Source organism: Sphingobacterium sp. UBA7631 (genome assembly GCF_002483935.1).
Lineage (GTDB): Bacteria > Bacteroidota > Bacteroidia > Sphingobacteriales > Sphingobacteriaceae > Sphingobacterium > Sphingobacterium multivorum.
In genome coordinates, this window is the sequence record NZ_DLIX01000003.1 from 157,113 (window position 1) to 182,702 (window position 25,590).

Consider the following 25,590-nt stretch of genomic DNA (forward strand, 5'->3'; position numbering starts at 1 on the left):
TACTGGCTCAATTAAAAATTCAATAGGTTATTTTAGTGAAGCTGTAAAATTGGACGTGTAAAAAATAAATCGGTTTACGGTTTAATTTAAACTCGAATTACACTTCTTAGAAATACTAAATACTCATATAAAAATGGCAAAACAAGTAAAATATAACGTTGAGGCTCGCGAGGCCCTTAAAAAAGGTGTAGATACTTTAGCGAATGCAGTTAAAGTAACATTGGGTCCTAAAGGACGTAATGTAATTATTGAGAAAAAATTTGGTGCTCCAGTAATTACTAAAGATGGTGTTTCGGTAGCGAAAGAAATCGAATTGAAAGACGCTTTAGAAAATATGGGTGCACAAATGGTAAAAGAAGTAGCTTCTAAAACAGCTGATCAAGCTGGTGACGGTACGACTACTGCTACTGTATTGGCACAAGCAATCGTTGCTCCAGGTATCAAATCTGTGGCTGCTGGAGCTAATCCAATGGATCTAAAACGTGGTATTGACAAAGCTGTTGCAACTGTTGTTGCTAACTTGAAATCTCAATCTCAAGAAGTTGGTCAAGACAATAATAAAATTAAACAAGTTGCTACTATTTCTGCAAACAACGACGAAGTAATTGGTGCTTTGATTGCTCAAGCAATGGAAAAAGTAGGTAACGACGGTGTTATCACTGTTGAAGAGGCAAAAGGTACTGAAACAGAAGTAAAAACTGTAGAAGGTATGCAATTTGACCGTGGTTATTTGTCTCCATATTTTGTGACCAACTCTGACAAAATGGAAGCGGAATTAGATAATCCATACATTTTGATCTACGACAAGAAAATCAGCAACATGAAAGAATTGTTGCCTATCTTGGAGAAACAAGTTCAAACTGGTAAACCATTATTAATCATTGCTGAAGACTTAGATGGTGAGGCATTGGCAACATTAGTTGTTAATAAAATCCGTGGTTCGTTGAAAGTTGCGGCTGTTAAAGCTCCAGGTTTCGGTGACCGTCGTAAAGCAATGTTAGAAGATATCGCTATCTTAACTGGTGGTACTGTTATCTCTGAAGAAAGAGGTTTCAAATTAGAAAATGCTGAGTTATCTTACTTAGGTCAAGCTGAAAAAGTTCAAGTTGACAAAGATAACACAACGATTATCAATGGTTCTGGTAATGTAGAGGATATTAAAGCACGTGTTGCTCAAATCCGTTCACAAATCGAAACAACAACTTCTGACTACGATCGCGAAAAACTACAAGAACGTTTAGCAAAATTGTCGGGTGGTGTAGCCGTGTTATATGTCGGTGCAACTACTGAGGTTGAAATGAAAGAGAAAAAAGACCGTGTTGATGATGCTTTACACGCAACTCGTGCAGCTGTTGAAGAAGGTATTATCGCTGGTGGTGGTGTTGCCTTCATTCGCTCAACTGAAGCTTTGGTAAACCTTAAAGGTGACAACGAAGATGAGCAAATCGGTATTGACATCATCAAACGCGCTATCGAAGAGCCATTACGTCAGATCTGTAATAACGCTGGTATCGAAGGCGCAGTAATCGTTCAAAAAGTGAAAGAAGGAACTGCAGATTTCGGTTACAATGCACGTACAGACCGTTACGAAAACTTAATCGCTGCTGGTGTAATTGATCCAACTAAAGTATCTCGTGTAGCATTGGAAAATGCAGCTTCAGTTGCTTCAATGTTATTAACTACAGAGTGTGTATTGGCTGACGAAGCTGAAGAAAACCCTGTAGGTGCTGGTGCTCCTCCAATGGGTGGCGGTATGGGTGGAATGATGTAAGATCATCCCATTTCTAAATAAAAAAGAAAGGCTCATTTGGAATTCCAAATGAGCCTTTCTTTTTGTTCTTTAATAGCCTTTTGCCGTATCGTCTCCACGCGGGTCGGCTCCTGTCTGTAATTTACCATTTGGTAATACAAGTATATTCTCCACACGACCGATTGTCCCTCTCGGATTTATCGTATAGCCATCTTTTGTCAATCGATCACGTAGATTGACATCGATTGCGTTATTTTCAACGTCAATACGATCAGGAAGCCATTGATGATGAAATCTTGGCAGGCTTACAGCTGATTGGGCATTTTGTCGGAAGTCAATAACGTTGAGGATGGTCTGAAAAACAGAGGTAATGATAGTTGATCCTCCAGGGGTTCCTACAACCATAAATAGTTTGCCATCTTTTTCTACAATAGTGGGTGTCATGGAGCTGAGCATCCTTTTGCCGGGCTGAATCTCGTTCGCTTTTTCCCCAGTAAGCCCATACATGTTTGGGATACCGGTCTTTACGGAGAAATCGTCCATTTCATTATTTAGGAGAAAACCTGCGCCCTCCACAAATACTCCTGAGCCATAAGAATCATTAAGTGTTGTTGTAATGGATACTGCATTCCCTTGCTCGTCTACAATATTGAAATGCGTCGTTTGTTCACTTTCATAACCCGGAATGACATCTGCATTGACATCTTTGCTTGATGTCGCTTTATGGAAATTGACTGAATGGAGTTTATGCGCATTTGAGCTTGAGTCAATAAGCTGTTCGACAGGTACATTAATAAAATCAGGATCTCCTAAATATTTAGCCCGATTGGCATATACATAGCGTTCAGCTTCGACCATAACACGAATGGTTGAATCGGTTTGGAAGCCCCAGCGCTGAAGTGGAAACTGTTCGACTGATTTGAGTAGGGCTAAAAGAGATGTTCCGCCACTCGAAGGTGGTGGCATGGAAATAACTTTGTGGCCCCTATAATTTGTGGAAATTGGGGTACGCCAAAGCGCCTGATAATCCAGTAGATCTTGATGATTAATAATACCTTTCCCTTTACCCATTTCGGCAACAATTAAATCGGCCGTTTTACCTGTATAGAAACCGTCTCGGCCTTCGATTGCGATTCTTTCCAGTGTTTTTGCAAGTTCCTCCTGGATAAATAGATCACCTGCTCGCCAAACTGTGGTTTTGATAATTGCAGCACCAGCGGGATTCAGTTTGACAAAACGCTCTTTATGGCTTTCAAACTCATTGGCTTGTCGTTGACTGATTTTAAACCCTGTTCTGGCTAGCTGTATTGCTGGGAGTACGAGATCTTTCCATTGTAATTTGCCGTACTTTCTGTGGGCTTCCCACATACCAGCAACAGATCCAGGGATACCAGAGGCCAATTGACTATAAAGGCTCAACTCCGGAATAACATTGCCTTGGGCATCGAGATACATATCCCGGGATGCTTTTAGGGGAGCCTTCTCACGAAAATCTAAGGCATCTAAATTACCCCGATGATCGCGGTAGAGCATAAAGCCACCGCCGCCAATATTTCCTGCATTGGGATAAACAACTGCAAGAGCAAATTGTACGGCAACTGCAGCATCTATTGCATTCCCACCTTGTTTTAAAATCTTTACCCCGACTTCTGAAGCCAAAGGATGTGCTGTGACAACGGCAGCCTTATTAAAAGTACTGGCCTGCTCAACCTTAGTATTTAGCTGCTGTCTTGTCGCACAAGAGGCAAAGCATATGCTTGTTATGAGCGAATAGGTTATGAATTTATACATCGTACGCGATTTAAAATTAAATATTATCTCAAAGAGGTGTACAAACAATACTACTCTTGGTTATTTAAGTTTTTCGTTGTTTTTATGGCGGTCGGCATCCCGAATTGATTTCTTTTGAAGATTTTGTTCCAAAGCCGCTGTTAGATCAATTCCCGTTTGATTGGCAAGGCACATCAAAACGAATAATACATCGGCCATTTCATCTGCTAAATTAACTTCTTTGTCTGACTTTTTGAAAGATTGTTCTCCGTATTGCCGAGCCATTATTCGGGCAACTTCACCGACTTCTTCCATGAGTATGGCGGTGTTTGTCAACTCGTTGAAATAACGTACTCCGGTACTATTGATCCATTTGTCAATAATCTCTTGTGCTTCTTTAATAGTCATCTTGTGTTCAATTAAAAATTAAAAGTTGTCCTTATCTTTTGTGTCCATGACGATGGTAACTGGACCATCATTCAGTAGGTCGATTTTCATATCGGCTCCGAATATGCCAAGCTGAACCTCTTTTTGGAGCAATTGACTTAGCAGTAAAGCCATCTCTTCATACATTGGTTTGGCTTTGTCCGGTTTTGCTGCTCTGATAAAGGAAGGCCTGTTTCCTTTTTTTGTTTGAGCAAAGAGCGTGAATTGTGAGATGAGTAAGATATTTCCGTCTACATCTTGTATCGACTTATTCATCATACCCTGTTCATCCTCGAAGATGCGTAAGTTGATGAACTTCTGTCCTAACCATTTCAGATCTTCCGTTGTATCTGCTTCTTCAACTCCTAATAAAATCATTAGACCCTTCTGGATCTGGCCTGTTATCTGATTATCTACCGTACAAGAAGCTTTGGTAACTCGTTGTATAACTGCGCGCATAGTGAAAAGTATAAAACCAAAGGTAAAAATTCCGATTGTCAAACACGATGGGAAATTCAGTTTTCTCCAAGGTATATATAGAAACGTCCCTTTCTCCCGAAGGAAAAAGGGACGCTAATTATGCTAAAAGATTTGATCAGAAGTGACCTTCAGTCCGCCTTCCCAGCTACTAATGCGTTTGGAATCAGGAGGCTTTTATAAAGGGTGGTTTAGAATTTGAAATTCAAGCCCAGTAAGAAATTCGTTGGGGCTTGTGGGAAATAGAAATTATAATATTTCCGGGTATCTCCTTCCATCCAGCCAAAGGTGTAGCCATTAGCCTCATACTTCACGTTCAGTATATTGTTGACCTGTAGGGTAGCACTGATATTTTTGATACCTAATGCTGTAAAGTTATAGTTTGCTAACAGATTGTTGACAAAATAAGCGGAAATGCTTCTTTCTTTCGCAGAAGAATTATCCAGGTATTGTCTTCCTACAAATTTGGATAGAAGCGAAAATGTAAGTGATGTTATTGGACTATAAGAGAAATTACTTGACAAAATAGTTCCCGGTGATAAAGCAATGTTTGTTTTCGAATAAAATATCCTTGTATCGCCGATGACCTCTTCAAAGTCCTTAATTTTATTTTGGCTGAAACTAGCTGTTGCTTTCAAATTGAACTGCTTGCTGATGTTCCATGACCCATCGAATTCAAGACCTATTCTATAGCTATCATTGACATTTTGTCGAATTGGAGAGCCTGTATCACTAATTTCACCTGTTGGGATCAACTGATCCTTGTAAAACATGCCATATCCATTTAATCCGATGTTGAATTTTTCATTTGTAAAACGATAGCCCAATTCAATGTCCTGCATTTTCTCTGGGGTAGGATCTGGTAAGGCGCTATTTTTCTCTATAAAATCCTTTCGGACAGGTTCTTTTTGTGCAAAGGCATAAGAAACGTATACATTTGAATGGTCATTTAGCAGATAAGTTGCACCGGCTTTAGGATTCAGGAAATTAAACTTAGGATGATAATTATAATTTTTTACCTTATCATCATCACCATACATGTGGTAATCTACATTCCGATATTGAATATCGGCCATTAATATCCATTTGTCTAGTTTGTAATCGATTTTTAAGAAATTGCTGAAATCATTTTTTTGTGATTTCCCAAAATAATATTTGTCGTCAAGAAATCCTGTTGATGCATATTGTGCCCAAATCACCTGGCCATAATGTTTTCCTTTGTATTGATTATAAGCTCCACCCCAAGTAATTTCAAGCTGATCGTTTGGCCTGTAATTCAGAGCATAAGTCATTCCGTAAAAATAATTATCCAGCCATCTCCTGCGGACAAGATCTGTTTTTTGAATGGTGTCCTTACCAATAATGACGTTAGGCAAACCGTATTTACTTAGTTTATCTCCCGGTCTCATTTCTTCATAGTAACCATAACCTCTTGTATAGTGTAAGGCTGTATTGAGCGTCAATTTGTCGTTCAGTATATTGGTATAATGAAGTTGATGATGTTTCTGCGTATAATTATCTGTTTGATTGTTATACGTGTATAGGTTATAATTACGGCCAGCGTTCATGAAACGATCCTTCTCGGCACCGGAAATTTCGAGTGCATTATCTGCATAATCATCCATGCGCGACCGATCTCCTGTAATCAATGGTTCAGGAACGCCATTCCAGGCTTGATAGGTCTTTTCTTTTCCCCAGAATACAATTCCTTTTAAAATATGTTTCTTACCATAATACCCTCCGTCCACATAGAAAGATTGTAAGTCTGAACTACCTCTTTCGATGTAACCATCGCTACTTATTCGAGATAATCTGGCATTGAAGGCAAATTTGTCGTCAATTAGTCCGGTACCGACTTTGACCGTATTTTTCCAAGTATTATAAGAGCCAAATGAATTGTTAAGTTCTGCGTAAGGAGTTTCTACTAGAGTATTGGACTGGATATTTAATGAGGCTCCAAATGATCCGGCGCCATTCGTCGAGGTCCCAATACCACGCTGAACTTGGATGCTCTCGGTAGAAGAGGCAAAGTCGGGAAGGTTTACAAAAAAGGAACCCATGCTCTCTGCATCATTTAAGGGGATTCCATTGAGTGTTACGTTGATTCGTTGATTGTCGGATCCCCTGATCGTCATTCCTGTATAACCTATACCCGCACCGGCATCGGAATTTACCTGCACGGACGGGGTCTGATTTAAAAGAAATGGGATATCCTGACCGAGATTGTTACGTGTTATTTCTTCTTTGGAGATGTTTTTAAAGGTTGTAGGAGCATTTCTTTTGGCACGGGTAGATTGAACAAGGACCTCTTCCATTTGAATTGTACTAGGTTCTAATGCTACCGTAAGTTCCAAATTGTCTTTAACATCCACATTTCGGCTCCATGTTTTATATCCAAGAGAAGATACCTGAATCTGATGCTTACCTGTATTGATACGATATAGTTTAATCAGTCCGTTTTTGTCCGATTGGCCAGCGAAGGATGCTTGTCCGTCTATGGATATGGAAACGTACTGTAAAGGGGTCTGATTGGTATTGTCTACAGCTTTAATTGTCAGATTTTGTTGCGCAATGGCAATTTGACTTGAAATAGTAGCTAAGGAGCTACAAATCAAAAATTTGATCATGGTAATGTATTTTGTTTGAGTTAAACAAATCATAGCAAGGGGTTACTATGACCGCACTATTTAACTAACCTCTCCCTACGCCAGCATTATCTGGATCAGGTGTACAGAATTTAATCTGTTGGGTATAATCTCAGCCTTTATTTGTGTTCCTGACAAAACAAGGCACCCCTATTCGATGCTGCGAATATATAAATTTAAAATTGAAATGAAGTATAAAGAAGTAATTTATGACAAATACAAAAGAGTGGATTTGCGGCTTTATTTCTTTTTGGTTAAAAATTTGTGCAAATTGTTGTTTTTGGTATTTATTGTTCTTTTTAGGTACCTTGGCATGAATTTTTCTACTAGAGGTATGTATTCATACAGGTCAAAAATTTTTAGTTACTAAATTGATAGTGAGGAGATAAAATGTTAAAATATTTAAGCGCTAATTATATTCTGCCGATTACTTCAATGCCAATAAAAGATGGTATTGTTTCGGTAGATGAGGAGGGGGTAATTCAAGGTATCTATGACCCAACTTCATTTACACCTTCAGACAAAACGAAGGTTGAGAGATATGAAGGAGTGATAATTCCAGGTTTTATCAATGCACATTGCCACATTGAATTGTCGCATATGAAAGGTATTGTCCCTAAAGGTACGGGACTTCCGAGTTTTCTTAGTAAGGTGATGACAACGCGGTCGGCGTCGATGAAAAAAATAGACGACGCTATGGCAAAAGCCGATCGAGAGATGTATGAAAATGGTATTGTTGCAGTCGGAGATCATGCCAACACAGATAATTCCTCGAAACTGAAGGAAGATTCTCAGATCTTATATCATACGTTTGTGGAGGTGCTCGGAATTGAACCTGACGAAGCTGACTTTAAGTTAAAAGAGGCTAAATCGTTGACTCAAGAGTTTAGGAATGGGCATGTATCCATTACGCCACACGCGCCATATTCTTGTTCGAAAGTACTTTTCAAAAAATTCAAGAAGATGGTTCCGGAAACAAATATTATCAGTATCCACAATCAAGAAAGTGAAGAGGAGAATAAACTGTTCCGTTATAAAATGGGGGAGTTCCTGGACTTTTATAAAAGTATAGGAAAAAACGCCGATGCGATTAAGGCGCAGGCAAGAAATTCGATTCAGTCCTATCTTCCTTATTTGCCATATCCCAATAAATTATTGTTGGTTCATAATACCTATACTTCTCTTAAAGATCTGGATTTTGTAGAGCGCATGGATCGTGATGTGATGTGGTGTCTTTGTCCAAAAGCCAACCTTTATATTGAAGGAACATTACCAAAGGTTCAGAATTTTATGAATGCCGGACAGCGTTTAGTAATCGGAACGGACAGTTTAGCTTCAAATGATACATTATCCATTTTGGAGGAGCTAAAGGTATTGCATGCGCACTTTGAGGATCTCGATTTCTTGCAAACTATTCAATGGGCTACGATTAATGGTGCGATCGCGTTGAACATTGAGGATGAATTTGGCTCACTTGAAGTGGGTAAAAAGCCTGGGATTGTATTGTTGCAAGGTATGGAACACATGCGCCTACATGAAGATGTTAAGGTAAAACGTTTAGCGTAGTATTTAATTCCCCAAAACTTCTGTACTTTTGCTCTTATTGAACCGTCCATGACTATAATAACGGAACTATAGTCATGGTAAGTTCCATCTGACCGATGGAAGAAAAAATAAGTTACAGATGAAACATTTGAATATTTCAATAAGAGGTAAAGTACAGGGAGTCTTTTTTAGATTGACAACCAAGGCGGTTGCAGATCAAGTTGGTGTTAGGGGCTTTGTTGTCAATTTAAAAGATGGTTCTGTCTATATTGAGGGCGAGGGCGACGATTTTGCACTAGATTCACTGTTGGAGTTCTGCCAAGAAGGGCCCGAGGGTGCAATTGTTGAAAGTGTTGAAGTAAAGGAAGGCGAAATGAAGGGCTTTTCCAATTTTGAAGTAGTTAAAAGAGTTCAATCTTAAGGCCAGTGTCTACAATCAAAAAATTTCTCAGCGATACCTTCATTTACGGTATAACCACTATCGTTTCCAGAATGATAGGATTTTTGATGACGCCACTTTATCTACGTAAATTTAAAGATGCGGCCGTCTATGGAATCTATTCTAACTTTTATGCCTGGATGTCCATGTTAAATGCTTTGCTGGCATTTGGAATGGAAACAACGTATTTTCGCTATTTGCAAAAGGTCGAACCGAAAGATAAAAACAAAGTCTACAATAATAGTTTCTTCATTACATTAGCAACTTCGGGTATCCTATTATTATCGGTTTATGTATTTACACGACCTATTGCAGCATGGTTTGCAGATGGTGGAGATGTGGAGCTCTATGAACAATATATTAAATATTTCGCTTTTATTCTTGTTGCTGATGCGCTAGCCGTTGTCCCATTTACAAAACTGCGTGCAGAAGGAAGACCCTATAAATACAGTGCGCTAAAATTTGTTAATATTGGTATTACAGTAGTTTCCAATCTGTTTTTTATCATTTTCCTACCTGAATGGGTGCATGAATCTGCTTTTTGGGCTGATTTTGCAGGTACATGGTTTAAAGAGGGCTGGATAGGTTATGTGTTTATTTCAAACCTATTTGCTAGTGTTGTTACATTGGTGCTACTATTACCCGAGTTGCTGACATTCCGATTGAAGTTAGATGGTAAACTATTGGATCAGATGTTGAAATATAGTTTTCCGATATTAATCGCCAATATATCATTTATTATCAATGAGAACCTGGATAAAATGTTTTTTCCGAAATTGTTGCCAGGTGAGGTAGGAATCCGTGATTTGGGCATATATGGAGCTGTAGCCAAATTGGCCGTATTTTTAAGTCTGTTCGTAACGGCCTTTAGGTTGGGTGCCGAACCATTCTTCTTTTCGTATTCTAAAAACAAAAATGCCTCCAAAACATATGCGTTAATTATGGAGTATTTTGTTATTTTAATGGTTATTGCGATGGTTGGATTGACGGTCAATCTCGATTGGCTAAAATACTTCATTAAAGGAAATGAATCGGAGGTTGCTATCTACTGGACTGGACTTAAAATTGTTCCGATTCTTCTGTTTAACTATGTTCTGCTAGGTATATATATGAATTTATCGATTTGGTATAAGTTGACGGATCAGACACGCTATGCTCTCTATATTTCAGGAATAGGAGCTTTAATTACGATTATGCTCAATGTTTGGCTTATTCCAATCTATTCTTATGTCGGGGCTGTTTTGTCGACGACAGTGGTCTACTTTGTGATGATTGGTTTTTCACTGTATTGGGGTCAAAAGTACTATCCTATACCTTATAAGATGATAAAGATTACTATTTATCTTGGGATAGGGATTTTGATCTCGTGGATGAGTTTTCAGGTTTTTCATAGCAATATCTGGATCGGCAATGCCATGCTTTTGATCCTACTAGGCGTTACCTTTGTACTTGAAAAAAATGAGTTGATGAACTTATTACGAAGAAAATAATCTTTTTTACATATTTACAAAAAAGGCAATAATTTCATAGTTATTGCCTTTTTTTCTTTTTAGATGAGTTCTGTAATGAACGAGTGTTCAATTTCATGAAGTACCTCAAGAATCTCTGCCTGGCTTTGTAAGCTGACTAATTTCATGCGGTGTTCTTTAAAGTTGGGGATTCCTTTAAAGTAATTCGCATAATGCCTACGCATTTCAAAAATCCCCAATTTATCACCTTTCCATTCGATGGATTTGTTGAGATGTGTTCGGCAAACCTCGACACGTTCGGCAATGGTAGGTCCTTCTAAACGTTCACCAGTATTGAAAAAATGTTTTATTTCTCTAAAGATCCAAGGGTATCCGATTGCTGCACGGCCAATCATAATGCCATCCACTTCAAACTCCTGGCGCCATGCTGCAGCTTTTTCGACAGAGTCTACATCGCCATTGCCAAAAATTGGGATTTTGATACGCGGATTACGTTTGATATCCCGAATCATGGACCAGTCCGCCTGACCCTTATACAATTGTGCGCGCGTACGTCCATGAATAGCCAGTGCTTTGATTCCTACATCTTGTAGTCTTTCAGCAACTTCGTATACATTTTTTGTGTTGTCATCCCAACCAAGACGTGTTTTCACTGTTACGGGTAAATCCGTAGCCTCAACGACAGCTTTTGTCATTGCAACCATTTTATCGATGTCCTGTAGCAGGGATGAACCAGCTCCTTTACAGACTACTTTTTTAACTGGGCAGCCGTAATTGATGTCGATTAAATTAGGTCCTGCTTTTGTGCAGATTTCAGCAGATTGACGCATACTTTCAATATCTCCACCGAAGATCTGAATGCCAATAGGACGTTCATACTCAAAAATATCCAATTTTTGAATTGACTTTGCAGCATCCCGAATTAACCCTTCCGAAGAAATAAATTCAGTATACATTAAATCAACACCATTCTGTTTGCACACATAGCGAAACGGAGGATCACTTACATCCTCCATCGGAGCTAATAACAAAGGGAATTTACCCAAATCAATATTTTCACCAATCTTGACCGACATCTTCGATAATTTTTTACAAAGGTACAAAATTTGGCATTAGTATAAAGTTAACTCACTGTCACGAGTTTAAAGCCTATTTTTGATCTCTTCAGACCCTGTCGAACGTTGACTGTTCAAATCGCTAAGCCCGCCAAATCGATAATTAAAGGAGAGGATAGCCGTCCTGCTGTCAGGGTTCGATTTCCCTACGAGCCTTATTGTTGAGGAAACGGTCTCATAACGCCGATTGTTGGTTCTCAAAATATCATTCACCACTAGTTTGACAGATGCTCTTTTATTGAGTATATTTTTTTGGATGCCAGTATATATTTGACCGTAACTCTTGATCTGACTTAATCCTATTGTCAGCCCGGATACATAGCTCCCACCTAGTTCTATTGACCAATCTTTAGGCAATTTGAATGTGTTCTGACTATTTAGTGTAAGCGTATTGCCTTTTCGGCTGATCAAGCCATCCTCTTGCGGAATATCATATTCATTCCGGTAATAATTTGCGAAGTGCGTAGCTGCCCACCAAGCTGTCAATTGGGTAGGGGCGATAATGGACAACCCGTAATTTCTATACGAACCAATATTCTCGGGTCGCTCATAGGTAATGTATGGATTGGCTGGATCCGTGCCAATGATCTCGTTAACGACATTGGTTCTCTTCGCATAGTTTAAGGTAAAAATATATTTACTGACAAATGTATAACCAAGTTCAAGAGAATGCTCATAAGCAGGATTAAGCTGAGCATTGCCTTCCGAATAGGAAAAAGGATCTGTATATACACGAAATGGATTGAGATCCCAAAATGATGGCCTTTGCACACGGTAGCTGTAGCTTGTCTGCAATTTGTTTTTTTCATTGAGGGTATAGGTTAGAAATGCCGAAGGAAATAGTTTGAAATATGATTTTTCAAATTGCTCATGGAGAGTGATTTGATTACCTAAAGTATGGGTATGTTCTCCTCTGAAACCAACCTGAGCCGAAATTTTATTCCAGCTTTTGGATAGATTGATATACCCCGCTTGTATCGTTTCTTTGTAAATGAAGTGGTTGCTAGTTGTCAGGTCAGGGACGTATTGACCATTTTGTAAGGTGTCATAATACAGGTCATTTTCTGTACGTACATGACTGGCTTTCCAGCCTGTCTCCAGTTTATACCCTTGGGAAAGGGGCAGTGTATAATCCAATTTGGCGACGTACACTTTATTGTCTGAGGGAATGTCTCCTCGACGTGACGACGGTTGGTTGAGCGGGGTACCATCTGCTTTCGTATAATTCGTGTTCAGCTGCTGATCCATTTTGGAATAATGGTCGACAAGATCGAGGTCGATTTTTAGTTCGTGCCCTTTATCGTTAAATTTGAGCGTGTAGTTGATATTGTAGAGCATATCCCGCCAGCGTTCTTTCCCTTCCGTTATCGTAGATGAAGACCATACTAATTGATTATCGTCAAAGTTTCTGAAGTTATTTGTCGTCGGTTCATACTTCGGATATTTGCCAAATCCACCATTGATAAGCACGCCAAGTGTCTGTTTGGAATCTATGTTATAATCTATACCAGCCCTAAAGTTATTAGACCGTAGTTTGGGACGTATGTTATTTTCCTGTTGAGCATAAGATTCTGGAACCTTGTGCTGATCCGGATAAAAATACCGCGTGAGGGAATTGAAATATTTGAGGTTCTGATGATATTGGTTGTAAATTCCAAATACATTAAGCTTCTCCGTGCGGTAATTTAAATTGAGACTACCGCCAAGATGCATGCCTCTTCCTGCTCCTCCATTGAGCGAGATGGCACCATTCCATCCTTGTTTTATTCCTTTTTTTAAAACGATATTGATAATTCCTGCTGAACCAGCCGCATCTTGTTTTGCACTAGGGTTGGACATAACCTCAATTTTGTTGATATCAATGGAAGATGTGCTCCGTAGTAAATTGGCCAATTGATCGCCTGAAAGATAGGTCATCTTTCCATTAATCATCAGGGTTGCTCCCGATTTCCCTTTCATGCTTAATACTCCGCTGTCATCTACAGCTATTCCTGGGATCTTATTCAGTAGTTCAAGTCCATTATTGCCGTCAGCAAGCATCGAGTTTTCTACATTGAATACAAGCTTATCCTGTTGTTGTTCGATGAATTGCTTTTTGCGTTGCACCAGTACTTCTGCTAAGTACGTATTATTCGTTAAGAGAATAATCTGACCGAGGTTAAATTCGCCGAGTTGCTCAGTCAGACTGAAATGTGGGCTAAAAGTCTCTTGATGTGTGATGTTTTTTATCTTTACAAAATAGCGACCTGCTTTTTCATTGGCGAATGTAAAATGTCCTAAGCTATCCGAAAGGATCGTGTGGGATAGTGTACTATCTTTAGCGTTATGAAGGCTTATAGTTACATAAGGAATAGCTTGTTTATCTTCACCTACAATTTGTCCCTTAATAGGATTGGTTTTTTGTGCATAGCAATTGAACGTTGTACAAATGAATAGAAAACTTACGATATAATGCAGGATATGACGCATAGTACTATGATTAAGAGATTACTAAAATTTAAGGAGCTACTAGCTGTGTACGTTTTGTTTTTTTTACCGTTTTTCTTTTCTTGCCCCACCAGATATAGCATCCTGTGATAGGCAGGGTCGCGCAGATCAATGAGGCCACGAAGTAGATGATTTTTGTTGTCATTCCTCCAATAAAACCCGTATGAAGTGCATAGTTGGATCGCATCAACCATTCTGTGGTATTTGCTTCATCAATAGGACCTTGTTTTCTGCCAGCTAGCTCAAGTGTATATCGATCGAAATTGAGATCGCGCCAGGTACCACCTTCCATATCGGTACAAGCATACACTGTTTTGTCTTCCGGTTCAGGATAATGTACAATGACAGCCTCTTTGTTATACTTGGCATATTCATGACGTACCTTATACCAAATCTGATCAGCAACAACTAAAGCATCGTTTAAAGGTTGTTCAATCTGTTCTTCTTTAGTTGATTTCTCTATCTTAGGTTTACTGGGATACCCTCCAGTCAACGAGACCACTGCACTTCGGATCCATGGAAAGCTCATAATGAGTCCAGTAAAACACATAATCAGCGCTATTGTTAGTGAATAGAAACCGAGCACATTGTGAAGGTCGTAATTCACTCTTTTAAATTTCGCTTTCCATTTGATTGAAAAGCTTTGTTCTCTGGATCTCTTGTTCCATTTTTTTGGCCACCAAAGTATAAGCCCAGTGATCAACAATATAAAAAAGATGAATGTACTCCAGCCGACTACCTGTCGCCCTATTTTTACGGGCATCCAAAGGTGACGATGCCCTTCATCCATGAAATGAAAGAAATCTTCATGATCTACAATGGCGAGGATTTCTGCGGTGTAGGGATTTACGTACACTAGACTATCGGAATGGTCCAAACTCACTTTGACGGATTTGTCTAATCCATTATACCAGGAACTTGCGATTTTTTTATCAGGAAGAATATGGTTTACAGCTTTGTAAATGGCGGAAGGAGGAAGTTGTTCTTCGGCACTCCTGGGTTCGATGTGAATGTAATTTGTAGTCAATTCTTTGATGTCATGTTCAAAGACGAGTACACAACCTGTGATTGCTAAGATAATAACGGGAATACCGGCGGCAAGCCCTAACCAAAGATGCAGCCAGGCGTTGATTTTACTGAACATAATTTAATAATGATAATGGATCGTATGTAATCGAAGGGGCGACAATAGGCCGCCCCGGTTTAATAAGAGATTAATCTAAATTATAGAGCATTGGTGTATCTGCGTCACCACCAAGTATTTTGGCGCCTTTTGTTAATTTGTCAGTTGTTGGGTTATACTCCCAAATGTAGATGGCGTCTGCTTTTGGATCATTTACCGCTATGTATGCATTCCCATTGATGACAACTGCCGAACGGGAATTGCTGACCAATGGAAAGTCTAATTTTTTAACTACTTTTTGCGAGTTTACGTCAACGATCAAGTATTCCCACATAGCAGCATACCACCAATCGTTCCATTCTTTAACGTTATTGTTTGTGTCATGTGCACTGATCAGTAAAGCTTTACCGTTACCCAGGTAAGAAACACCTAGCTGGTTATCTCCGCCTTGATATTGACTGATATTGAAGAAGTAATTTGGATCAAGCTTGTCATCTCCATCTTTAATTCGATAGAATCCAGTAGGTAAGTTTTTGCCCCCACCTAATGCAGGCATTGTATACGTTTGCAAATATGTATAACCATTTTCCTTGAATTTATGGAAATAGCCGTTTCTAACTGGACCGACAGGTGCTGAACGGTTGTCTTCACCTGTTTTTTTAAAGTTCTTAAACGATGGATAGTCAACCGAACCTGTATACGTAACGTCGTAGCTTACTTTTGTTATATTGTTATATAAGCAATAACCTAAGACAATTTTATTCCCTTGAGGAAGAAATGCATAAATCCGCATATTATGGTCTTTCGGGATATCGGTATCTGATGTTATTGTACCACTTGCCTCTACAAGCATCGTATTTGTGTTGATTACAGCGTATTCGTTGCTATTGCGTGGACCGACGGCCAAGCGATCGTCATCAAGCCAACTATGCCATCCTATATATAAAGTGGTTAATTTGGTGAAAGGAATGACTTTAATAGCCTTTAATACACCATTTTCAAAGCTATATTTTCCGAACTGCGCTGCATTTGGATCAATCGAGTAGAAATATTTACCTTTTTGAATTACATTCTCTTCCCAAGGGAACATACTTGTCACATCAGTACCGGCGCCTACTGGAGAAATCGTACCCGACATGAGATCCTTTACAGGAAGCATAAATGAGCCATTGTCTGTACTGAACTTTATCGCAAAATTTCCACCAACTTCTTCCGTTGGATTTGTTGGCGTACTGTTGTCAGGCGTGGACTTGCTACAGCCTATTAACGAAATGCCTGCCAAAGCAATTAAACTAACGTTTTTTGTAATTGATTTTAACATGATATTATAGTATTAAATAATTTTTAATGTGAAGAGCGGATGAGGTACCGCAATTTTAGATAGACAGAACGACCGGGACGCTGTTGTTTGAAAATATCGTAAGCAATTTGATCAGTCATGTTTTTCCCCTCGACGGTGATGTTATAAGTATTGTTCTTGAAAGAATAGGTAGCGGCAATATTGTGTAGCCATTGGGCTGGAATATAATCTTTTGTTGATTTTTCCGCTAATTTGGACCAGCTTAACGAATAGTTATTGACAAACTGCAAGTAATAATTTAGCTGTATACGATTGTCTTTGGCGCTAAAAAGGTTATTTCGGCCATAACTGATGTCTAAGTTTCCAAATAGCCAAGGTTCATTGGGTGTACGATTTTTGTAGGTTATCTTTTCTCTATTATTTTTATCATACTTTTCGCGATCGACTGCATTATAATAGCTCATGTTTAATACGGCCATGAAATTGGATTTGTACCCATATTTAACTTCGAAATCAAGACCATTGACCTTCACGCCACCTTCGTTATCCGCTAGTTGTTTTTGCCCCTGCGGGGTATCGTAAGATTTCTGAATGATATAGTCCTTAACATTCCTATAATAGGTAGAAGCGTCAACATTTAGATAGTGGTTTCCAAAGGTTGTTCCATAGTAGAAATTCAGGTTATAGTTGTCGCTATTTGCAGGATTTAATTTTTCATTAGCTATCACGTTTAAACCATCTCCAAAGAGCTCTGTAAAAGTTGGTAGCTGATAGGCATGTTCATACGATAGTTTTATGCCGTAAGTCGCATCTAATTTAATGTTCGTCACAGCGCCATAACCAACGTAATTTTTGGAGGTTTTACCAGCTGTGTTGGTTTTGCCGGATAAGCCATACTCTTTGATGAAAAATGAATTATTTAGTCGCTCTTTCCAAAGAATCTGTTGATAATTGAGCCCAATAGTCGTTCTATAGATCTGATTTGTTATATTATAAAAATCATTGTAAGGATCTATTTCATTATAATTTTCGCGTTTATTGGTGTTTAAATTATAGTTGAAATTGAAAAGGTGCGATGCCGATAGCTTGTAATTTAAATTTGCCTGCGAAAAGCTGTTGTTAATCTTTTGATGGGTGATGGATTTGTAGCTATTCAGCTCCCCTGCATTAGGACTATATTCTGTCGCTATACCGTTCCAAAAGTAATATGTCCTCGAGCTCGTGTCGGTAATAATATTTTCGCCGCGTGAATAATTTGCATATACTGTCGCTGATAGATTCTCAAAAAGAAACTTGTCTTTTCTATAGCGCAAGCTTGGTGTAAACGTATGACTTTTACTGAATACATGCCCTAGCACACGTTCTTGTGTCGCTGCGGTTTGTTGTTGGTCATACACGTCATTATAAGTCAACCCTAAGACAGCGATATCGGCCCATTTTTTATTACTTATACCCACTTCAACCTGTGTCATAAATGAGCGATAGTCATCATGAAAACGTCTTGCGGATTGAAGGGTGTCAAATAATTCATTTTTCGGAGGCATAGGTGCCTTTAGGTATACACCTACTTTCGGATTGGTTCTCATGAGATAGTTATTATTTGAGTAATTGTAATAACTATTCAAATTGATCATCAAGCCATTTTTTGGATGTTTATAACCGGCGCTCATCGCAGCACGGTGTGTATTAAACGAACCAATACTATAACTGACGTCTAAAGATTTTTTATAATCACGATTGGTGACGATGTTGATCGCTCCACCTAAAGCATCTGATCCTAGGTGCGCCGGCACCACACCTTTATACACCTCGATGCGCTCAGCGATGTTGACCGGCATATTATTAAGACTCATGCCACTACCGAAAGACTCGATTGGTACCCCGTCGATGAAAAATTTAATGTTATTGCCAGATAAGCCATTTAGCGAAAAGGAATATCGGGAACCTAAGCCGCCTTGTTCTCGAATCTTTACGCCTGTACTTCGATTGAGTATTTGATTGATATCGGAATTGGTATTGGCATACTGTTTGGTTTCGATTACATTAACGTTGAAACCAGATTCTTTGATCTTTTTGCTGACAGTTTTTCCTTCAACTTGTACTTCATCCAATGAATTGCTTTCTGTACTTAATGTGATCTCTTTTAGAATTTCGGTTGATTTATTGACTTCGAGTTTCAGCGTTAAAGTTTTATAGCCGAGTGCTGAAATAATAAATTCATGATTTCCAAAGGGTACATGTTTTAGTATAAATGTACCGGTTCTATTTGCTTGTGCGCCTTTCTTGGTGCCTTTTTGTAAAATTGTAGCGCCTTCAATCGGTTCCTTTGCGCTATTTTTGATGCTACCTTCGATTTGAGCAAGTTGCTGAGAAAACGAGGGAAAAGATAGGGTTAAAAATAATAGTAACCATATCACTTTAAATTTGGACATTGTTTTATTTAGATTAATTACACACAAAGTAGTTGCGTAACTCTAAATTTACCGAAGGTCCTAAGGTGAAAAAAAAGGATAATTTTTGTAATGATCTGTTTTACAGGTGGAATTAATTTAGTCGGTCGATTCTTACAATGAAATCGGTCTCTTGGTCTAATTGAAGCCCTGGGGTAATTTGACCTGATTTGATATCATAGATCCAAACCTGATGCTTGTCTGAGTTATCATCAATGGTGATATATGCTTTACCATTTTCAACAAGTACAGATTCTTTACGGGTACCTTTGTCAAAGGGTAGGTTGAGTTTGCGTGTGGTTTTGGTACTGAGGTCAACAAGAAAATATTCAAATTGATAAGTAGAGTGGTGGTCACTGAAATCGGTATAGCGATCTTTACGTTCGCTCCGTACAATTGCTTGATGGTTTCCCAAATACCACATACCATAAGCGTGGTTATGAGTCTGTGCTGTTAAATCAAAGAAATAATTCGGGTCAATTTGAGTTGATTTCTGACCAATTTTAAAGATTGCAGTTGGCTTTGAGGGAATGTTTCCTAAAGCTATACCTGGACAAGCCATAAAATAATAGTTTCCTTCTTCATCATTGAAACTATAGGATTGTACCGTATTTATCCCTCCGGGATAAGTGGATCGGGTATCTTTTTGAATTCCCTTTAAATGTAATGTCGTTTTATCGAATGTTGCTACATAGAGGGTATCTATTGTGGTGAAGTCTGTTTCATTGATAATTTTATTGAAGGTATATCCAACGAGTAGTTGTTGCTGGTGTATGGTACTAAAGCCGATGGAAATAATATTGAAATTGGGTGCTGCGGAAGGTAAGATTACCTCTTGTTGCTGAATGATGTTAAACGCATTGACAGCGATCTTCGTATACCATAAGCGACGGTTAGTTTTGTTGTCTGATGTGAAAAGGAGCAAGGTGTCATTGTTGAGCCAATTGATATTTTCAATATGTTGGTCAGGCATAGACAACTGAGCAATTTCTTTTAGGCCTGTTTTTTCAAGTGTATATTTTCTAAATTTCCCTTCTCTGAGGAAATAAAATCTACCATTTTTAACAATGATACTACGATCGAACTCTTGTGTTGGGATATCAACTCCACTTTGTCGAATCGTCAATTTTCCGCTATCAATGCTGTTGGTCGTGATGATGGTGTTTCCTAAATCCTTATCCATGGTATAGAAGCTATATTTTCCAGCTAAGTTTCTCTCAGCATGTTCTGATCGGCAACTTATCGTAAAGCTAAGAAGCAAGAGCGGTAAGAATAAGATAAGACGGCTTGTTAGCATGGTCATATAGGATGGGGGAATTGGGAACGATTAAATGATGTTAAATTGTAATTTAAGTTCGTGCTGTAATGTTGGTGCAAGGAAAGTCAGTTCGGATTTGGCAATGATAACCTGATTTCCGTTTTTTTGTGGTTGCAATACAAAATAGGTCTCACCGGTTTTTAGTTCTTTCTTTTTATCTCCCGAAAGGCTGAATGCAATGTTCTTTTTGGGTATAAAGAGCATATTTCCTGTCGTTTTGATTTCCCCGGTATCGGTATTGATCTGAGCAGTTGCATTCTTGCCTAAGACTATTTTATAATTATCCTGATTGATATATTTTAGACTAGCATTCGTTCTGTTGTCGAATGTAGCATCAGTCTTCTCCTGCATGTTATTGAACTGATGGAACCCAAAGCCAAGCAGGACTAGGAGGGAGGCTGCAATACCAACATATTTAAGTGGGTATTTTTTGCTCCTGATTTGTACTGGGGTTTCTGATTTTTCAATATAGGTGTTGATATCGGCCCAGATATCACTTTCTAATTTGTTTTTTTGAGCTGTAGAAATAGGCAATGGCTTAGTTTCGAAGGTGTCATCCAGCAACCATTGTTCTACCAGCAGTCTTTCTGTTGGCGAGCATTGGCCTAAATGATATTTCTCTATTAACTTCTGGTCTATGTTCATCCGTATATTCAACTTGCTAACAAAAATACGAGATTTCTTTTTTTATGGATCAACTTACGATATATATTCTGTTAATTCTGTTTTTAAAGTTTTAAGCGCCCGCGAAATATGGTATTCTACAGCTCTTTCAGAGATCACCAGTTCCTGAGCGATTTGTTTGTTGGTAAGTCCCTGTTCCCTGCTCATCCGAAATACTTTTCGACATTGGTTAGGCAGTGTATTGACCAGACGAGAGATTTTATTTGCGAGTTCCTCGGCAATCAACGTATTATCCGTATAGTGGGATTCGGTGATGTTTGAAATATTGTTTAGGTGCTGCTGACGGGCGACCTTATTGCGAATGTATTCAAAAGCTTTGAGTTTTACCGAGCGGATCAGATAACGTTCAACTTCTTTCAGTCGAAGTTCATTCCGTCTTTCCCAAAGTGATTTGAAAACATCTTGAACGATTTCTTTTGCATGCTCTTCATCTTGGATATTACTAAGACAGAAAGCAAACATACCTTCCCAATGGCGAAGATATATTTGCTCAAAACTCTCTCGATCTATAATAAAAAAATCCGTTTCCAAAATACACTGACCTTAGCTTATACCTTGGCAAATATAACCTTATTTAGATCGATTTTAAATAACTTTCTATATTTCTTTTACAAAGTCTTTGATGGCTTGTCCAGGATCGGCTGTCTTCATGAAATTTTCACCAATTAGAAAACCTTGGAATCCAGCTTTTTTTAAGGCTTTAATTGTCGAAGGATCAGCTATGCCGCTCTCAGATACTTTAATATATTCTGTTGGTATTTTGTCTAGGAGATCATAGGAATGCTGAATGTCGACTGAAAAATCTTTCAGATTTCTATTATTAACACCGATTGCGTCAATGTCATCAAAAAGATTATCCAACAGTTCCTGTTCGTTATGCACCTCAAGTAAGACATTTAAACCCAATTGATGTGCATAGGCTGCAAATTGCTGAACTTCCTCCTTTTTCAGACATGCTGCAATTAAAAGAATGATGTCTGCGCCATACGCTTTTGCTTCGGCGATCTGATACTTATCGACGATGAATTCTTTTCTTAAGATAGGAATGCTAATAGCCTTACGTGCTTTCGATAGATCTTCTAAATTGCCTTTGAAAAATTCCCCATCCGTCAGAACAGACACCGCTGAAGCACCTGCCTCCTCGTATGCCTTTACAACATCTTCCACTGCTGAAGTGCTATTGATGTCTCCTTTTGATGGCGATGCTCTTTTGTATTCAGCTATAATTCCTGTTTTTTCAGGATCAAGAATAGATTCTCTCAACGATAGACAAGCCACATTGAAATAGGGATAGTTTAATAATTCCTCCAAAGGAACTAAAGCTTTTGCCTGTTCTACTTCTATTTTTTTTCGTTCAATGATTTTATCAAGTATAGTCATTTTTCTAGATGTTAGATTCCCAACCAGTTTTCAATTAATTTCTTACCATTTGTGGTCAATACCGACTCTGGGTGGAACTGCATTCCCCTTACATCGTATTCAGTATGGGTTAAGGCCATAATGATGCCATTCTCGTCGATCGCCGTTACCTTGAGGCTAGCCGGTAAGGTGTCTTTGTTTACGGCCCAAGAATGATAGCGTCCTATTTTGGAATCTTTTGGGAAGTCGCGAAACAATTTTTCTGACTCATCAACAACGGTAATATTTGTTGCTACGCCATGCAAAGGTTTTTCCATATTGAATAGCGTACCACCAAAAACCTCTGCGATCGCCTGTTGGCCCAAACAAATGCCCAATATACTTTTATGTGGAGCGTAGGTACGGATAACATCAAGCAATAATCCAGCTTCTTCCGGAATGCCTGGTCCGGGCGAAAGAAGTATTTTATCGAAAGCATCAATATCTTCCAGTTTGAATTTATCATTTCTCCATACAACATACTCTTGATCTAATTCCTGTAACAAATGGACCAAGTTGTAAGTGAACGAATCGTAGTTGTCTATAACGACTATTTTATTGTTGCTCATAACCTTTTACTATAAAATCTTGATTAATATAATTTTCAATTTCCTGAAATATAGATTGAATAAATTCGGTTGGCAAATTAAATCTTTTTGCCAGCACTCCATAATTACTGCCCAGGTTCCGAATAATATGCTGCTCTTCGTTTTGCTCATCCTTGAAGGCCTTACCTTTACCGATATAGGTTTTTCGTAATGCCAATAGCTCAACGATGCGGTTGTCAATAGTGTCTACCGAATCATGGATATGTTGCTTGTTGACACAGTATTCCAATGGTCTGATCATAATGTTTCTGCTAATTGTAATGCTTTTCGTAGAGCAGCAATTTTGTTATTTACTTCTTGTAGCTCCATTTCAGGATCTGAATCTAGTACAATACCACCGCCGGCCTGATAGTGTAGGGTGTTTTGTTTACTTAGGAAGGAACGAATCATAATGGCATGATTAAAGTCGCCGTTAAAACCCATGAATCCAATTGCACCAGAATAAAATGAGCGTTGTAATCCTTCGTAACGATCAATCAGTGTCAACGCCATATGTTTTGGAGCACCTGAAAGTGTACCCGCTGGATACGTATCGCCTACGATGTCAAATGGATTGATATTATCTTTTAATGTGCCCGTTACTTTAGAGACCAAGTGGATAATATGGGAGTAATATTGTGGTTCCATGTAGGACTCAACTTTAACTTGGGTACAATGTCTACTTAAGTCATTGCGGGCAAGATCTACGAGCATAACATGTTCTGAAGTCTCTTTTGGATCTTCTTTGAGTTTGGTGGCTATTTTTTGATCTTCTTCCATGTTGCCTGTCCGTTTAAATGTTCCTGCAATAGGGAAAATCGTCGCTTGTTTTCCGTGAATACGCAGTTGAGCCTCAGGCGAAGATCCGAAAAGTTTAAAGTCACCGTAGTCAAAATAGAAAAGATAAGGTGATGGGTTGATGGAGCGGAGTGCACGATAGACATTGAATTCATCACCAGAGAATGGTGTCTTAAAGCCTCTGGATGGAACAATCTGGAATACATCGCCACGTTGGATATGCTCTTTCATCTTCTTGACCAGCTGACGGTGTTCTTCATCGGTACGATTGGAGCTTTCCTCACCAGCTAGTTTGAAGGTATATTCAGGGAAGTTTTTGTTCTGAATAAGGAACTGCATTCTTTCAAGTTCTGATTCTTCGTCGTCCAGCAGATGTTCAAAAATATAGAGTTGATTACGGAAGTGGTCGATGGCAATGACATATTTGTAAACATGATATTGCATAAACGGTATTTTCCGTGCTGGATCTACCGTTGTTGTGAGTTTGATGTCCTCAAAGTGTTCAATACAATCGAAGGTGAAGTAACCAAATAGGCCATTGGAGATCAAGTTAAGTTCAGCAATTGTATGATCTTCGAACGAATTTCTAAAATCGGAAACTTCTTGACGTAATTCGATTTCGTGTGCACTTTTTGCGATACGTTCTCTACCCGGATAAGTGAGCGTCAGCTCTTCCTCATCGAGCTGGATTCCAGCTATTGGTTGACAACAGATATAACTTATGTTGTTGTCGCGACTATGGTAGTCGGAGCTTTCCAGTAACAAGGAGTTTGGAAAGATATCTCTTAGACGAAGATAGATGCTCACGGGGGTAGTTGTATCCGCAAGCAACTTTCTGGTTTGTGTTTTGAATGTATACTTCATTTTTTGTGTCTTATCTTCTTTTTGTAAATTATGTATAAAAAAACCCCGATACTGGTCAGCATCGGGGTTGGAATTTCCATAAATGGTTTTGGTTGATTATGAAATATTATGACAATACCAATTAGTTCCCGATGCTTATTGCTTCAGGCCACCACCAATTTGTATTTGTATATCTTCGTGTCATTATTACACAAATTTATAAAAAAAAATAAATAAGCAAACTTTTTGTGACAAAAAAACAAAAATTCACCTTATTTCTTAATCATTTAATAAATCAGGACGTCTTTCTTGTGTTCTTTTTAACTGTTGTTCATCTTTCCATGCAGCGATTTTTGCCTCATGACCACTAAGGAGAATATCAGGCACTTTGTGGCCTTTCCAGTCTGCAGGGCGTGTATAGATAGGTGCATCAAGTAATCCATCCTGAAAAGAATCTGAAAGCGCGGATGTTTCATCCGACAAAACTCCGGGAATCAGACGGATCACAGCATCTGTAACAATCGCCGCTGGAAGTTCACCTCCAGACAATACATAATCACCTACAGATATCTCCTTTGTTACATAAATATCACGGATACGTTGATCTATTCCCTTGTAATGCCCACAGAGAATCATCATATTTCCTTTTGTCGATAATCCGTTCGCAATATCCTGATTGAATGTTTCACCATCGGGAGTCATATAAATGATCTCATCGTATTCCCGTTCAGACTGCAATTCCTCAATACACTTGGCAAAGGGTTCTATTTGAAGGACCATGCCCGATCCGCCCCCGTACGGATAATCATCGACACTTTTGTGTTTATTTGTTGAATAGTCTCTTAAATTATGGACATATATTTCAGCCAAGCCTTTGTTCTTTGCTCGTTGCAAAATAGAGTGTGCAAATGGACTTTCCAAGAGGTCAGGTAAGACCGTAATAATATCAAAACGCATGGGGCAAAG

Annotated in this window: 21 protein-coding genes; 4 read left to right on the forward strand and 17 right to left on the reverse strand. The window is 38.8% G+C overall.

Features of this window, described 5'->3' with window-relative positions; genetic code table 11:
* Positions 1 to 133: 133 nt before the first annotated feature.
* Complete coding sequence (gene groL, locus B3P16_RS03900) at positions 134 to 1,771, forward strand: chaperonin GroEL (protein ID WP_070561631.1); 1,638 nt, start codon at positions 134 to 136, stop codon at positions 1,769 to 1,771.
* Between the two features lie 69 nt (positions 1,772 to 1,840).
* Here groL and ggt read toward each other — a convergent pair whose 3' ends face one another.
* The 4 genes from ggt to B3P16_RS03920 form a co-directional block, all read right to left on the reverse strand.
* Positions 1,841 to 3,541 (reverse strand): gamma-glutamyltransferase, encoded by a 1,701-nt coding sequence (gene ggt / locus B3P16_RS03905; RefSeq protein WP_286841502.1) that lies wholly within the window; start codon positions 3,539 to 3,541, stop codon positions 1,841 to 1,843.
* 60 nt (positions 3,542 to 3,601) lie between these two features.
* The gene (locus B3P16_RS03910) at positions 3,602 to 3,928 is read right to left on the reverse strand and encodes a nucleotide pyrophosphohydrolase (RefSeq protein ID WP_070561627.1); all 327 of its coding nucleotides are present in this window, start codon (positions 3,926 to 3,928) and stop codon (positions 3,602 to 3,604) included.
* A gap of 18 nt (positions 3,929 to 3,946) precedes the next feature.
* A complete protein-coding gene (gene dtd, locus B3P16_RS03915) occupies positions 3,947 to 4,405 on the reverse strand; it encodes a D-aminoacyl-tRNA deacylase (RefSeq protein WP_070561625.1) in 459 nt (152 codons plus the stop codon).
* A 209-nt stretch (positions 4,406 to 4,614) separates the two neighbouring features.
* The gene (locus B3P16_RS03920) at positions 4,615 to 7,050 is read right to left on the reverse strand and encodes a TonB-dependent receptor (protein WP_286841504.1); all 2,436 of its coding nucleotides are present in this window, start codon (positions 7,048 to 7,050) and stop codon (positions 4,615 to 4,617) included.
* A gap of 408 nt (positions 7,051 to 7,458) precedes the next feature.
* Here B3P16_RS03920 and B3P16_RS03925 point away from each other — a divergent pair, with 408 nt between their 5' ends.
* The 3 genes from B3P16_RS03925 to B3P16_RS03935 all read left to right on the forward strand — a co-directional run bounded on the left by B3P16_RS03925 (position 7,459) and on the right by B3P16_RS03935 (position 10,542).
* Entirely contained in the window at positions 7,459 to 8,634 is a 1,176-nt protein-coding gene (locus B3P16_RS03925) for an amidohydrolase family protein (RefSeq protein WP_070561620.1), read from the forward strand.
* 118 nt (positions 8,635 to 8,752) lie between these two features.
* Complete coding sequence (locus B3P16_RS03930; protein ID WP_046674815.1) at positions 8,753 to 9,034, forward strand: acylphosphatase; 282 nt, start codon at positions 8,753 to 8,755, stop codon at positions 9,032 to 9,034.
* 71 nt (positions 9,035 to 9,105) lie between these two features.
* A complete protein-coding gene (locus B3P16_RS03935; protein ID WP_286841505.1) occupies positions 9,106 to 10,542 on the forward strand; it encodes a lipopolysaccharide biosynthesis protein in 1,437 nt (478 codons plus the stop codon).
* Between the two features lie 59 nt (positions 10,543 to 10,601).
* Here the strand turns inward: B3P16_RS03935 and dusB are convergent, their stop codons facing one another.
* From dusB to trmD, 13 genes are all read right to left on the reverse strand, one after another.
* Complete coding sequence (gene dusB / locus B3P16_RS03940) at positions 10,602 to 11,597, reverse strand: tRNA dihydrouridine synthase DusB (protein ID WP_286841507.1); 996 nt, start codon at positions 11,595 to 11,597, stop codon at positions 10,602 to 10,604.
* 66 nt (positions 11,598 to 11,663) lie between these two features.
* Positions 11,664 to 14,105 (reverse strand): outer membrane beta-barrel family protein, encoded by a 2,442-nt coding sequence (locus tag B3P16_RS03945; RefSeq protein WP_286841509.1) that lies wholly within the window; start codon positions 14,103 to 14,105, stop codon positions 11,664 to 11,666.
* Positions 14,106 to 14,133: 28 nt separating this feature from the next.
* Positions 14,134 to 15,267 (reverse strand): PepSY-associated TM helix domain-containing protein, encoded by a 1,134-nt coding sequence (locus tag B3P16_RS03950; RefSeq protein WP_286841511.1) that lies wholly within the window; start codon positions 15,265 to 15,267, stop codon positions 14,134 to 14,136.
* A gap of 70 nt (positions 15,268 to 15,337) precedes the next feature.
* Positions 15,338 to 16,567 carry a DUF4374 domain-containing protein gene (locus B3P16_RS03955; RefSeq protein ID WP_286754785.1) on the reverse strand — a complete coding sequence of 410 codons (1,230 nt, stop codon included), beginning with the start codon at positions 16,565 to 16,567 and terminating at the stop codon, positions 15,338 to 15,340.
* Between the two features lie 23 nt (positions 16,568 to 16,590).
* Complete coding sequence (locus tag B3P16_RS03960) at positions 16,591 to 18,978, reverse strand: TonB-dependent receptor (protein WP_286841513.1); 2,388 nt, start codon at positions 18,976 to 18,978, stop codon at positions 16,591 to 16,593.
* Between the two features lie 112 nt (positions 18,979 to 19,090).
* The gene (locus tag B3P16_RS03965) at positions 19,091 to 20,179 is read right to left on the reverse strand and encodes a hypothetical protein (RefSeq protein WP_286754787.1); all 1,089 of its coding nucleotides are present in this window, start codon (positions 20,177 to 20,179) and stop codon (positions 19,091 to 19,093) included.
* 144 nt (positions 20,180 to 20,323) lie between these two features.
* Entirely contained in the window at positions 20,324 to 20,959 is a 636-nt protein-coding gene (locus B3P16_RS03970) for a hypothetical protein (RefSeq protein ID WP_286754788.1), read from the reverse strand.
* A 54-nt stretch (positions 20,960 to 21,013) separates the two neighbouring features.
* On the reverse strand, positions 21,014 to 21,529 hold the full coding sequence (locus B3P16_RS03975) for an RNA polymerase sigma-70 factor (RefSeq protein ID WP_286754789.1): 516 nt from the start codon (positions 21,527 to 21,529) through the stop codon (positions 21,014 to 21,016).
* Positions 21,530 to 21,595: 66 nt separating this feature from the next.
* Positions 21,596 to 22,378 carry an indole-3-glycerol phosphate synthase TrpC gene (trpC, locus tag B3P16_RS03980; protein ID WP_286841515.1) on the reverse strand — a complete coding sequence of 261 codons (783 nt, stop codon included), beginning with the start codon at positions 22,376 to 22,378 and terminating at the stop codon, positions 21,596 to 21,598.
* 11 nt (positions 22,379 to 22,389) lie between these two features.
* Positions 22,390 to 22,965 (reverse strand): anthranilate synthase component II, encoded by a 576-nt coding sequence (locus B3P16_RS03985; protein WP_070561612.1) that lies wholly within the window; start codon positions 22,963 to 22,965, stop codon positions 22,390 to 22,392.
* A complete protein-coding gene (locus tag B3P16_RS03990; protein WP_070561610.1) occupies positions 22,952 to 23,245 on the reverse strand; it encodes a chorismate mutase in 294 nt (97 codons plus the stop codon). Before B3P16_RS03990 ends, B3P16_RS03985 begins: the two co-directional genes overlap by 14 nt.
* The gene (locus B3P16_RS03995; RefSeq protein WP_070561608.1) at positions 23,242 to 24,645 is read right to left on the reverse strand and encodes an anthranilate synthase component I family protein; all 1,404 of its coding nucleotides are present in this window, start codon (positions 24,643 to 24,645) and stop codon (positions 23,242 to 23,244) included. The genes B3P16_RS03990 and B3P16_RS03995 overlap by 4 nt, the downstream gene beginning before the upstream one ends.
* 258 nt (positions 24,646 to 24,903) lie before the next feature.
* Positions 24,904 to 25,581, reverse strand: coding sequence for a tRNA (guanosine(37)-N1)-methyltransferase TrmD (gene trmD, locus B3P16_RS04000; protein ID WP_070561607.1), 678 nt, complete (start codon positions 25,579 to 25,581; stop codon positions 24,904 to 24,906).
* Between the last annotated feature and the right edge of the window lie 9 nt (positions 25,582 to 25,590).